Below are 12,564 nucleotides of genomic sequence, written 5' to 3' on the forward strand. Positions count from 1 at the left end.
GCAAGTAAAAAATATGTTACTCGAACCTTAAAGCATCTATGGGGTCCAGGCGGCTTGCCTTTCGTGCAGGGTACCAGCCGAAGAATACTCCAGTCACAAAACAGACGCCGAAACTGACCACCACGCTGGTAATGGAAACGCTCATGGGCCAGTTCAGTATGGACTTGACTGCCTGAGAGGCTCCGATGCCGAGACCGATTCCGATGAGACCGCCCAGCAGGCTGATCATGACGGATTCAATCAGGAACTGCAAGAGTATATCGCGACCGCGTGCGCCAATAGCCATGCGCAGGCCGATTTCCTTGGTACGTTCCGTAACGGAAACGTACATGATGTTCATGATGCCGATACCGCCAACCAGAAGGCTGATGCCCGCAATTGCCGTAAGGACTAAGGACAACATATCGGACGTGTTGGTCATCATGGTAATCATTTCTTCCTGGGTGAAAATTCGGAAGGGGTCCGTGGGCTTTGTCCAGCTGCGACGTTCCTTCAGGATACCCATGATTTCTTCTGTGGCCTGTTCCGCGTAGCCTTCGCCGATGGAGTTTGCGTAAATCTGGCGGATTTCCGTGGTGGCGTTAAAACGTTTCATTACCGTCTGGTAGGGCGTGAAGATGACATCATCCTGGTCCTGCCCGAAATCACCGCTGCCTTTGGCCTTTAATGTGCCGATGACCTTCAGCGGGATGCTCTTGTATCGGATGGTCTTTCCGATGGGGTCTGTATCGGGGAACAGGTTCTTGATGACAGATTGGCCGATGACGCAGACTTTGGACATCCGGTCCGCTTCGTCGTCGAACATGACGCCGTCCTCGATTTCGTAGTTGCGGATCTTGAGGTAGTCGCTGGAAATTCCGCTGAGTTGGGTGGGGGAGTTGTTGTTTCCTGCAATGGCCTGGCCGTTGGCGGTAATCATGGGCGATACGCCATTGATGAACTGTGCCCTGTTGCGGATTTCGATAACGTCGTCTTCTTCTAGGGAGACCGCGGATTCCGTTTGCACGCCGCCGCGACGGTCGCGATTAGGCATGACGATAATGGCGTTGGTGCCCATGCTGGTCATCTGTTCCTTGATGGACTGCTTGGATCCTTCGCCCATGGCTACCATGGCAATCACGGCGGCCACACCGATGACGATGCCCAGCACCGAAAGGAAGGTTCGCATGCGGTTGCGGAACAGGGCCTTCACTGCAATTTTAACAAGGGTTATAGGACCCATTATGCGCCCTCCCCGCGACGATCTTCTGAATCATCGTCAAAAACTTCCGGCGGGGGCAATGCCTCAAGGGCGGCCCTTGCGTCGGCCACATTCTCGTTGATGACGTCTTTTTTTAGAAGGCCATCTCGCAGCGTAATGGTGCGTCCGCTGAAGGTGGCGATATCCGGTTCGTGGGTCACGAAGGCGATAGTCTTCCCTTGCCTATGCAAGTCCTGGAAGATGCTCATGATTTCGTAACTGGTACGGGTGTCCAGGTTACCGGTGGCTTCGTCGGCAAGGATAATGACCGGATCGTTGACCAGGGCGCGGGCAATGGCCACTCGCTGCTGCTGACCGCCGGACATCTGGTTGGGCAGGTGATTCATGCGGTCGGAAAGCCCTACCATTTCAAGAGCGCGGACGGCTCGCTTGCGACGCTCCGAAGCAGAAACTTTTGAATTGTACAGGAGGGGCAGTTCCACATTTTCGAGAGCTGTAGTTCGGCTCAGCAAATTGTAACTCTGAAAGACAAAACCCAGCTTCTGGTTTCGGATTTTTGCCAGGGCGTCCCGCTTCAATTTTTCGGTATGCTCCCCGTCCAGAATGTAGTGGCCTGCGGTGGGCTTATCCATACAGCCAAGAATGTTCAACATGGTAGACTTGCCCGATCCGCTGGTTCCCATGATGGTGACGAACTCTCCCTTGTGAATGTCGAAGCTTACTCCGCGCAGGGCGTGTACAGTTTCATCGCCCATCTTGAAGTCGCGACGTAAGTTCTGTATAGAAAGGATAGGGGAGTTGTCCATAGTCGTAATTTTAGATGCTTTTACATTCCACGGGGTTGCAGCGGACGATAAAATACTAAATTTTGGAAGGCGAGTTAGTTTGGGTTTACTTAAGTTAAGTAATGGATTTTGGATGAAAAGACTCGTTTCAATTTTGTTTGTATTTTGCGCCATGGTTGTAGCACAGCCTTTAGATGGCGATAGTGATGGTGTACCCAACGATATTGATCAGTGCCCCAATACAAGGCCGGGCACTCCCGTTGATTCCCTAGGTTGCCCCTTGGATTCTGACCATGACGGTGTTTACGATACCAGGGATCTGTGCCCCGGTACGGAACCGGGAACTCCCGTAGATCAGACTGGCTGCCCCCTGGATACTGATGGGGATGGCGTTCCCGATTATCTGGATAAGTGCCCCAACAGTCCGGTAGGTGCTTTGGTGAATGAACGAGGCTGTGTCCGTGATGATGATGGGGACGGTGTTCCCGACCAGGTGGACAAGTGTCCCAATACTCCCTACGATGCCATTGTAGATTCCGTTGGCTGCCCTGTTTCCAAGAATTCAACTCTGGATTATCTGAGGGGCCGAATTGATTTTCAGACTGGCTCTGCCAAGCTGACCAAGGCAAGTTTTTCTGCCTTGGATTCCCTGGTAGACATCCTGATCGGCGCTCCCACCATTAAACTTGAAATCGAGGGCCACGTGGATAACGCCGGTCCCGAGAACATCAACTTGATGCTGTCTCAGGAACGTGCCCAGTCTGTGGTTGACTACTTGGTTGGCAAGGGGATTGATGCCCGTCGCCTGAAAGCGGTGGGGCTTGGATCTAGCCGTCCTGTTGCCGACAATGGAACCTTGCAGGGCCGCAAGGCGAATCGTCGCATCGAATTTATTGTTTGGTAAAGACCCACTTCTTGTAGAGGGTGAAACTGGCCAATACGTAGACTACGTTTGCAACAATGTTTGCGAAGTAGCTGGGTTTCATGAACTTGGAAATCAAGTTTGCGCTTGAGGCCAGCGGACCCCAATTATCAAGGGCGTAGACGCATCCTTCCAGAACCAGAAGGTTCAGGCCGTAGGCACATAAAAATACAATGAGGAATCGGGTAATTTCCGCAGACTTCTTGTTGGAACTTTTGAAATTCCAGATGCGGTTCATGATGTAGCTGTTGCAGCCCCCGGCCACAAAACCCAGGAAGTTGGAAAGCTCCAGATTCCAGTCCAGCAGCTGATGCAGCACCCAGACGACTGCCAGGGTAATCAAAGTGTTCATGATTCCGATCAGATTGTATTTGATAAAGTGAAGCATGGCCCGCAAAATAATTATTTTTGACCCCATTATGTCATGGATCGAATCTAGAAAGTGCTCTGCGGCGGAAGCTGCCGAAATGATCAAGGATGGGGACGTTCTTGGCGTGTCCGGTTTTACCTTGGCGGGTTACCCTAAGGTGGTGCCGACCGCTCTTGCCGAACGTGCCGAAAGACTCCACGCCAATGGCGAGCCTTTCAAGATTACGCTGTTCTCTGGCGCATCGACCGGCGATAGCTGCGATGGTGCGCTGGCCCGCGCCGATGCGGTCAGTTTCCGCATGCCGTACCAGTCCAATCCGGCGCTGCGCAAGGCGATTAATGGCGGTTCCATCAAGTATATTGACGCACACCTTGGAAAGATGGGCTACTGGATCCGTACCGGTGCGCTGCCCCGCCCCACGGTAGCTATTGTGGAGGTGACCTGTATTCTTCCCGATGGTCGTGTATGCCTTTCTACGTCTGGCGGTAATTCCGTAACGTACCTGGAAATGGCAGACCGTGTTATCCTGGAACTGAATACCCGCTTTGGCGATGCTTGCGTGGGCATTCACGACGTGGCACTTCCGGATTTGCCGCCCCATGCCAAGTCCCTGGCTATCGATGCGCCCGGTGATCGCGTGGGCGAGGCCTTTGCCTGCGTCAATCCCGAGAAGGTGGTGGCCATTGTAGAACAGTCCCGCTTCGACGAAGTGACTCCCTTTGTGGAGCCCGATGAAATTTCCCGCAACATTGGCGAACGCATCCTGGACTTTGTCCGCTTTGAGGAAAAGCGTGGCCGACTCCTGAAGGGGCTTGCTTACCAGAGTGGCGTAGGCAAGGTGGCTAACGCTGTTCTTTCTGCCATGGCGGCGGATGATCGCCTGAGCAGGATTGACCTTTATACCGAAGTGATTCAGGAAGCGGTTCTTCCGCTGCTGAAGAATGGTAAGCTGGGGATTGCTTCCGGAACGGCTCTTACTTTGTCTGAAAGTACCCAGAAGGAATTCGTCGCCAATGCCGAGGAATGGAAAAAGCATCTGGTGATCCGTCAGCAGGAAGTGAGCAACAGCCCCGATGTTATCAAGCGCATCGGCGTTATCTCCATGAATACCGCCCTTGAAGTCGATATCTTCGGCAACGTGAACAGTTCCCTGGTGGCAGGCTCCGCCATGATGAATGGTATCGGCGGTTCCGCTGATTTTGCCCGCAACTGTCTGCTTGGATTTTTCATGACGCCCTCTGTGGCCAAGAATGGAACCATCAGTTCCGTGGTGCCTTATGTGAGCCATGTGGACCACCCCGATCACGATACCATGATTTTCGTGACGGAGCAGGGCTTGGCTGACCTTCGTGGCCTCCCCGCCGAAGAACGTGCCCGCCTGATTATCAAGAATTGCGCCCATCCCAATTTCAAGGAACCTCTGGCCGATTTCCTGGAATTCAGCCTGAAGCATGCCAAGGGCGTGCATGTGCCGCTGGCTCTTTCCCGGGCTTTCGAAATGCACGAGAAATTCCTGGAAACGGGAAGCATGCTCTAAATTTGCTGTTTTTGCCAAATTAGCACGTTTTTTTGACAGCGGATGTAATCATTGTAAGTAAAAATTGATTTGGAAACATCGGGCTCACTTTTTTATATTAGGCCTGATGTATCGTTTGGCTTTTTTGATTTTTCTGTCTGCTTTGTTCGTTGCCTGCGGCGACGATTCCTCGAATTTTACCCCGTCCGGAAACGATGATGAAATTCCGAATTCCGCAGATTCCCAGAATGGTAGTAGCGGATCCCAGAGTGAAGTTTCTGGCAATAGCTCCATTGGGGAAGTGGTTCCGGGGCCCGTGATTAGCGATGATCCCCCTGTAGAAGATTCCACCGTGGTCTCCGATTCCGATGACCTGCCTAAGTGTACTTCGGAAAATCAGGGTGAAGCGATGATGGTCGCTTCCGAGAATGCAATCTATTTCTGCTATGAAGGCGAATGGGTTACTGGCGTTGTGGAAGACATTGGCGTTTCTTGCGAAAACGGTTCTCTGATTGCGGGCATGCGGATGCCTCTGGATACGGTGTCTTCCATGTTCGGTTATGATACTGTTTCTGGCGAGTTCGTCTACCGCCGTCAGGATGTTTCTGTGGTTGGCATCGCCGAAAAGGGGCCCTTCCGTTTTGGTACCTCGGTGAAGGTGGTGGAACTGGATAGCATGAACCGTATGGCCGATTCCGACCGTATACATGAAACTTGCGTTGTTACTGCCGACGGTTCCTATGGCTTCGATGCCTTTGACGTGGTTTCCCCCTATGTTCGAGTGGAGGCCGAAGGCTATTATAAAAACGAACTGACTGGTGGCCTGTCTTCGGAATTGATTAAGCTGAGGAACGTTACCGACCTTACGGAACGTGATTCCGTAAACGTGAACATCCTGACTCATATCGATGCCGTCGTGGTGATGAAGCTTGCGGAACAGGGTGGTTTCAATACGCCGATCCGTATGCTCAAGGAACAGTCCCTAAAGAAGGTGCTTTACGCTTTCGGCATCAAGATTGAAGGGTTCAATGACGACCTCTTTATGCAGGGCCAGGGTGGTATGTTCGGCCCGGGCACTTCTACAGTTTCGAAGATTTCCGACGAAGTCAACCTGTTTGACGGAGACGAATTCAGTGCCGCTCTCTTGGCTGTATCCGTAATGCTGCAACGTCATGGTTCTGGCCAGGAAATGCTCCTGTTTGCAGATTCCATTGCCCAGAAAGTCGCCAATACCGGAAACTGGGACGACTGGACTTCCAGGGCTCATTTGGCTGACTGGCTTATGTCTCTTGACATTAATGGTGACTTTGAAAAAATCCGTAAGAACGTGGCTAGCTGGAAGCTGGGGGATGTTCCCGATTTCGACAAGCACTTGCGCAATTTCTGGACAAAGGAATTGAAGTTCCCCGAATGCAATGCGTCTACTGACGGAATGGTGTCTCATATTTCTGAAAGTCAGAGCTCTCTTTTTGGCTGTGATTACAGGGATACAACCAAGACCAAGCTCCGCTTTACCTGCGATGCTGAATTGGGCCGCTGGCGTGCCGCTACCGATATCGAAAAGGATACGGTGGGGCTGGGAGCCGATACCTCCAAGTACGATGGCGCTATTCGCCCCGGTGTGATCAACAAGGACAAGAATTACATCTATGAAACTTCTACCGGAAAATGGCGTGTTGCTACCGGCAACGATATCATGGATTTCTCTGACGTGGCCGATGTGTACCGCAATCTGGGTGCAGGCGAGTCCGTGGTGTTTGTACTCCGTCATGCAGAACGTACCAATGAAACTGGCTCCAAGGGGCATCTGACCGACAACGGCAAGGCTCAGGCTAAGAGTGTCGGTGCCAAGTTTAGTGGCGTCGGCAGGATTTACTTTGCCTATTCCGGTTACACCCGCACCCTGGAAACCTGCGAAGGAATTGCCGATGGGGCTGGGCAGGGTAGCATTAACCCCGATGTTCTTGATGGCCTCGATGGGGAATGGTATGTGAAGTCTGGCGACCCCTCCATTATCGAGTTGTCTAGCTGGGCTTATAGGGGCGTGCCTGCCGGAAACTTCTACGACCTGGAAGACCGCACCAAGGAACTGGTGTCCGATTACATTCTGGCCAACCGCAGCAAGTTGCAGAAGGTCAACTTCTACATTTCCCATGACAGGATGGTCTTGCCCCTTGCGGTTTACGCTTCCCAGAAGAAGGTGGACCTGCGTTACTTTGATGAGCAGGGTAATCGAAACTGGGTGAACTTCCTGGCAGGTGCCGCAATCATTTTTGACAATGCGGGCAACGTCCGTTACGTTCCTGTCCGCGGTCTGGAATCGGGAGTCATGAAGCTCTAGTCCCGGATTTTATAGGGCGGTTTACGTCTGATGTAAAGAAATGTTTATCAATGGGCGCCTGGTAAAAAAGGGCGCTTTTTTAGTCTAAAAATTTCCCCCTCATTTGCCCTTATCTTTAACCTTTAACCTTTTCGCTTTCCGCTAATTAGTTAAATTTCCATCGTTGATTTTTATCAAAATGTTCACCTAAAAGAATGGATAAAATCCAATATGAATGAAACGCAAGAAATCACTGCAGAATCCCAGGTAGCTCCCGCTGCCGAAGAAGCTGTAGTTGCAACACCGGCTGCAAAGGCTAAGGGACGTTTCGACGAGCAGATCGCCTTGATGTCTCCTACTGATGCCGCTAAGGTTCAGGCTCAGCTTGACCTGACTCCTGGTGCCGATTCCGCCGTCTTCGAAATTGTCGAAGCTCATGGTGGTGGATTCCAGGTGCTCTACAAGACTTACGATCAGTCTGTGACCGCCCGTAACGCCCTCAAGGCTAAGGACGATGCATCTGCAAAGGTGCTCCCCATTGCCAAGGCTACTTTGGGCAAGGAATATTGCAATGGCGACGTTGTCGAAGGCGTCTGCCAGGGCGAAAAGGAAACCTTCACTATTGGCAAGCTGGCTGAATTCCAGGCTACTGGCCTTATCGTAGTGATGGCTGTTATTATCGGCCTCTGCCTGCTCTGCTACTTGATGAACTTCATCATGGCAAAGCTTGGCCTCAACGTGGACAAGGCTCCTGCACCCGCAGTCAAGCCCGCCGCCGCTGCTCCTGCTGCCGCTCCCGCTGCAGCCCCTGCCGCCGCTGCACCCCGTACCATTGGCCCCGCTCACTGCGACTGGGATCCCAATGCCAAGAGCGTTCATCCGGGTATGACCAACAAGCAGCTCCAGGCTTTCCTGTCTATCGCTGCTATTGCCGCCCTCGAAGAACATCCGGGCCTTACCAACGACGAACTGGTGGTGATCATGACCGCAGCTGCAACTCAGGTCCTGGGTCAGCCCTGCCGCGTCACCGCTTACAAGAATGTTAACTCCCCTGCTTGGACCATTGTCTAAGATCTAGGAACAACCTTTAAAAATTCAACAGGCTATAAAGCCAGGAAAAAGAAAAATGAAGAAGACCGTACGTATCAGTTTCGAAGGCAAGAGCTACGATGTAGAAGTTGAAGTTCTTGATTCCAATGTTGCCGTTGCTCCCGCTGCCGCTCCGGCTGCTGCTCCCGCACCGGTTGCCGCTCCTGCTCCCGCTGCTGCACCTGCTGTCGCTGGTGGCACCGAAGTTAAGAGCCCCCTCGCTGGTTCTGTGTTCAAGCTGAAGGTCAAGGTTGGCGACAAGGTCGAAGCTAACCAGGAAGTTGCAATCATCGAAGCTCTCAAGATGGAAAACCCGGTTGTCGCTCCTTGCGCAGGTACCGTGAACTCTGTTTCCGTTAAGGAAACCGACACCGTCGTTGATGGCCAGACTCTCCTCACCATCGCTTAATTTAGCCTACTGAGGTACATATAAATGAGTTCAATCCTTAACTCCGTTGTCCAGTTCGCTGGCGACACTGGCTTTGCCTACATCACGCCGTCTATGATCGTGATGTGGATTGTCAGCTTCGTCCTGATGTACTTGGCAATCGTGAAAAAGTTCGAACCGCTGCTGCTCTTGCCGATCGCACTGGGCGCTCTTGCGGTGAACATCCCCACCAAGGGATTCTATGATGGTGGCTGGAGCATCGAGGGCATGTTTGTCCCGACTGAAGGCCTCTATTACTACATCAGCCAGGGTATCCACCTGGAACTCTTCCCGCCCATCATCTTCCTGGGCGTGGGTGCCATGACTGACTTTGGACCGCTGATTGCAAATCCGCGTACCCTCCTCCTGGGTGGTGGTGCTCAGTTCGGCGTCTTCGCAACCATGTTCTGCGCCGTTGCTTTCGGTGGCTTTACTCTGGGCGAAGCAGCTTCCATCGGTATTATCGGTGGTGCTGACGGTCCGACCTCTATCTTTACCGCCAACAAGCTGGCTAAGCACCTCATCGGCCCCATCGCCGTGGCTGCTTACACCTACATGGCTCTGGTGCCGCTGATTCAGCCGCCCATCATGCGCCTCATGACCAACGATGCAGAACGCAAGATCCGCATGAAGTCTCTCCGCAAGGTCTCCAAGGCCGAACGTATTGCCTTCGCCGTCATGGTTATGATCGTCTGCATCCTGGTTGTGCCCGATGCATCTGCACTGATCATCATGCTTATGCTTGGTAACATCTTCAAGGAATCTGGCGTTGTTGATCGTCTCGTCAAGACCGGTCAGAACGAACTCATGAACATCGTGACCATCTTCCTTGGTACTTCTGTGGGCCTCACCATGTCTGCCGACATCTTCCTGCGCCCCCAGACCCTCATGATCATCGCTATGGGCGTGGTTGCCTTCGGCTTCTCTACTGCCGCAGGCCTCTTCCTCGCAAAGATCATGAACAAACTTTCTCCCAAGAATCCGGTGAACCCGCTCATTGGTTCCGCAGGCGTTTCTGCAGTTCCCATGGCTGCCCGCGTTTCTCAGGTTGAAGGTGCCAAGTACGATCCGCAGAACTTCCTGCTGATGCACGCTATGGGCCCCAACGTGGCTGGCGTGATCGGTACCGCAGTTTGCGCTGGTTACATGATTAGCCGCTTGAGCTAAGTCATCCTGGAGCTGTCATCCTGGAGCGTAGCGATAGGATCAGACAGGATCAGACAGGATCCAAGAAGACCTCGGTGATGAACCGAGGTCTTCTTTTTTTTGTACAATGTCATTTTCTGCCACTTGCTCCAATTTATATGTGTTTGTATATTAGAAGGACAAGTCAATATGGAACTCACAACTGTAGCAATCAAGGTTCCGGAATCAATGCATGATTTCATCACGGAAAACCAGTGCCGTGACGAGTTGGTGCGTAATGCCTTGATTTTATACCCTTACATTAAAGATTTGACTATTTCCCACGGCCGTGCTGCTGAAATTTTAGGAATACCAAAGGAAAGGCTAATTGCTCTCTATGGAGATATGGGAATTCCGTATATCGATGGTGATGCGAATATGCTGAACGAAGAATTGGCGACCTACGATGCAGTGCGGAGGAAAGGGTAATGCTCGTTGTATCCGATACCACTCCGTTAATATCTTTCCTGAAAATCAATCGCTTGGATATGTTGCAGCAGTTGTTTGAAACTGTTGTTATACCGCATGCCGTTTATCGCGAATTGACCTGCAATGAAGACTTCGTTGACGAAATTCAGCAGATAAGGGAAAAGTCTTTTATTCTTGTGGATGAATCTATTGCTGTGGATGCTGTAAACCAGTTGCAATTGGAAACGGGACTTGAATATGTGGATGTAAAAAATCGTGGAATAGCCTAGTTGGGGCTAACTCCATGGGCAGTCAATGGCCGCCATCTAAGAAAATCGCTGCGCCTGCGACGGATCAAAAGCCGCGTCCGCGAACGTTGGTAAGAATATACAAAAAACGAGGTTGCATAATTTGTCAGGAATGATTATTTTTTTTCTGTTAGGAATATAGGAGAATGATATGAAGACAATTGCGATGCTAATTGCAATGACGTTCCTTGTCGCAGCTTGCAATGATGAAGAACGTAAGGCATTGACCCATAACCATCCTGAAACCTCAAGAATTCAAGATTCGCAAATCCTGACGGGTCCGAATGAATTGCATCTCCAAAGACCGTTGGAAACGCAAGAGCGTTTTTTAAATGCTGCTCCTCCTAAGCCCATTACAAAAGGTGCCTACGATTTTAGCGAATGTAAGGAGAAGTATGGTTCCGGCACGAAGGAATTCCGTAAATGCGTTCAGGCGAAATATCCTAACATGAAATTCGTAGAGTAAAGGGCTGGAGTGGTGAAAAGATAATTTTGTTGGCTTGTTTGTTTTGGCTTAACACGTCGTTACTTGCTGATTGCATTGTTTATGAAAATAGAGCTTATGCAGAGAAGGCGGCAGAGACGTTTTGGAAACAAGTAGAGTGGAAACTTCAGTCGCTTTTTGATGCTCAAAATGCAATTGATTACAATGGTAGCCAAGGCCATTTGAGCTATCCTAGTGTTCAGGATACTGTGAAAAAATACCACGATATGCAAATTGATAGGTGTAAGTTATGATGAAAATTCGATGTTTAGGATTGGTTTTTACCGTTCTTTTCTTTTCTCATGCGATTGCCGAAAACAAGAACGGGCAAGTTGCTGAATTTTGTGCGAAAATCGGAACTGATAACTCGTATGAATTGTATTTGCTGAAAAATATTAGAATTCCTACGGACTCAAACTGGATTATTCCGGATTCTGTTGAAGTGGGTTGTTCTGACTGGTACTACAATTACTTTGTTGATGCCCCAGAGGATGAGAAAATGGATTCTCTGCTTAGAATGGGTTTTCATGCTTGTTTTGGGGGGCTTAAAGATGTTAAGAAAAAAACTGAATCTTTGAAAACAGAGCTAGTCAAAGGTTCTTCCTGTCTTTGTTATTATCTAAAAAATGCTAAAAAATCGTTGAAACCGTATTATGGAAAAGAATTAAAGGGAACGTGGTTTGCGGAACTCTACAATACAGAAGTGAAACTCTCCTCGGATTTTATGGCTGTCATAGTGGGAGAGTGCTCTGTTGAGCCGGAAACATTTGAATTTTGTGTGGAATCTAGGTCTGCGGATATGTATGGTCTTCACTTGGTGAGAGAGGGGGTTATAGAACCATACGCTTCTGATATGGGAGAAATTTATAAAACTAAATTTGTTCTTGATGCTCCCTCAGATTCTTCTGGTGATTTTCAGGCGCGTATTGTTGAGTCCTTTGATGCGCCATCATTATCTGATACTTCTTGTAGAAATTTAAAAATGTCTGCAATGGAAATAAGTCCTGTTGATCGTGATAGACTGCATTTTCATTTGAAAGATGCGTTGAATTCAATTGTCCGGTATTATTGGAAGCCCTTTAAGGGCATGTGGGAATTTAAATCGAATGGGGGTTCTTGTTTGTATCGTAAATCTTTTGATGCGGTTATTGTTGGCCCGTGTGCTAAAAATAGGGTTGTTGCTGAGTATTGTTTTGATAACAAACGTCACAGCCTAACGTTAAAGAAGGAACTTGACTACATTCCTCGACATGCTTTTCAGTCTGAAGGAAAATGTATTTATTGTGATGATAGTGTTAAAAGAAGGATTATGACAAAGATTGATTATGGGAAAGGATATGTCTCTGTTAAGGACGGGGTATTTGAAAGAAAAGGTGATGATTATTTACCTAAGGAATGGTTTTATTTGCCGAATAACGTCAAAAATATGAAATCACTTAATGACAAAATCTTGCCTGCTAAATTAGTCTTAGAGATTCAGGATGGGAAAAAATTTTTCAGTGAATCCTATGGTTTTAGTATTCGGGTGAGTGGCCCCTGCGAAGAATAA

General features: G+C 49.8%; 13 protein-coding genes. 10 read left to right on the forward strand and 3 right to left on the reverse strand.

Annotation, left to right across the window (positions count from 1 at the left end):
• Positions 1–16: 16 nt before the first annotated feature.
• Together BUB73_RS12445 and BUB73_RS12450 are read right to left on the reverse strand one after the other, a co-directional pair.
• A complete protein-coding gene (locus tag BUB73_RS12445) occupies positions 17–1,222 on the reverse strand; it encodes an ABC transporter permease (RefSeq protein WP_073286269.1) in 1,206 nt (401 codons plus the stop codon).
• Complete coding sequence (locus BUB73_RS12450) at positions 1,222–2,007, reverse strand: ABC transporter ATP-binding protein (RefSeq protein ID WP_073159787.1); 786 nt, start codon at positions 2,005–2,007, stop codon at positions 1,222–1,224. Before BUB73_RS12450 ends, BUB73_RS12445 begins: the two co-directional genes overlap by 1 nt.
• A gap of 112 nt (positions 2,008–2,119) precedes the next feature.
• Here BUB73_RS12450 and BUB73_RS17900 point away from each other — a divergent pair, with 112 nt between their 5' ends.
• A complete protein-coding gene (locus BUB73_RS17900; RefSeq protein ID WP_217650915.1) occupies positions 2,120–2,890 on the forward strand; it encodes an OmpA family protein in 771 nt (256 codons plus the stop codon).
• On the opposite strand, the gene BUB73_RS12460 is transcribed toward BUB73_RS17900, so the two are convergent.
• Positions 2,877–3,296 carry a GtrA family protein gene (locus BUB73_RS12460; RefSeq protein WP_073159790.1) on the reverse strand — a complete coding sequence of 140 codons (420 nt, stop codon included), beginning with the start codon at positions 3,294–3,296 and terminating at the stop codon, positions 2,877–2,879. The genes BUB73_RS17900 and BUB73_RS12460 overlap by 14 nt on opposite strands.
• A 31-nt stretch (positions 3,297–3,327) precedes the next feature.
• Here BUB73_RS12460 and BUB73_RS12465 point away from each other — a divergent pair, with 31 nt between their 5' ends.
• The 9 genes from BUB73_RS12465 to BUB73_RS12510 all read left to right on the forward strand — a co-directional run bounded on the left by BUB73_RS12465 (position 3,328) and on the right by BUB73_RS12510 (position 12,564).
• A complete protein-coding gene (locus BUB73_RS12465) occupies positions 3,328–4,815 on the forward strand; it encodes an acetyl-CoA hydrolase/transferase C-terminal domain-containing protein (RefSeq protein ID WP_249269378.1) in 1,488 nt (495 codons plus the stop codon).
• 124 nt (positions 4,816–4,939) lie between these two features.
• Positions 4,940–7,135, forward strand: coding sequence for a histidine phosphatase family protein (locus tag BUB73_RS12470; RefSeq protein ID WP_175552215.1), 2,196 nt, complete (start codon positions 4,940–4,942; stop codon positions 7,133–7,135).
• A 210-nt stretch (positions 7,136–7,345) separates the two neighbouring features.
• Positions 7,346–8,185 carry a hypothetical protein gene (locus BUB73_RS12475; RefSeq protein ID WP_073159795.1) on the forward strand — a complete coding sequence of 280 codons (840 nt, stop codon included), beginning with the start codon at positions 7,346–7,348 and terminating at the stop codon, positions 8,183–8,185.
• 55 nt (positions 8,186–8,240) lie between these two features.
• The gene (locus BUB73_RS12480) at positions 8,241–8,612 is read left to right on the forward strand and encodes an acyl-CoA carboxylase biotin carboxyl carrier protein subunit (RefSeq protein WP_073159797.1); all 372 of its coding nucleotides are present in this window, start codon (positions 8,241–8,243) and stop codon (positions 8,610–8,612) included.
• A gap of 24 nt (positions 8,613–8,636) precedes the next feature.
• Positions 8,637–9,797 (forward strand): sodium ion-translocating decarboxylase subunit beta, encoded by a 1,161-nt coding sequence (locus BUB73_RS12485; RefSeq protein ID WP_073159799.1) that lies wholly within the window; start codon positions 8,637–8,639, stop codon positions 9,795–9,797.
• A gap of 168 nt (positions 9,798–9,965) precedes the next feature.
• Positions 9,966–10,244: a hypothetical protein gene (locus BUB73_RS12490; protein ID WP_073235981.1), complete on the forward strand. Its 279-nt coding sequence runs from the start codon at positions 9,966–9,968 to the stop codon at positions 10,242–10,244.
• Positions 10,244–10,513: a PIN domain-containing protein gene (locus tag BUB73_RS12495; protein WP_073159803.1), complete on the forward strand. Its 270-nt coding sequence runs from the start codon at positions 10,244–10,246 to the stop codon at positions 10,511–10,513. Before BUB73_RS12490 ends, BUB73_RS12495 begins: the two co-directional genes overlap by 1 nt.
• A gap of 169 nt (positions 10,514–10,682) precedes the next feature.
• Positions 10,683–10,997, forward strand: a complete 315-nt coding sequence (locus BUB73_RS12500) for a hypothetical protein (RefSeq protein ID WP_073159805.1) — start codon at positions 10,683–10,685, stop codon at positions 10,995–10,997.
• Between the two features lie 268 nt (positions 10,998–11,265).
• Complete coding sequence (locus BUB73_RS12510) at positions 11,266–12,564, forward strand: hypothetical protein (protein ID WP_073286280.1); 1,299 nt, start codon at positions 11,266–11,268, stop codon at positions 12,562–12,564.

The organism is Fibrobacter sp. UWH6 (assembly GCF_900142465.1).
In the GTDB taxonomy this organism is placed as follows: Bacteria; Fibrobacterota; Fibrobacteria; order Fibrobacterales; family Fibrobacteraceae; genus Fibrobacter.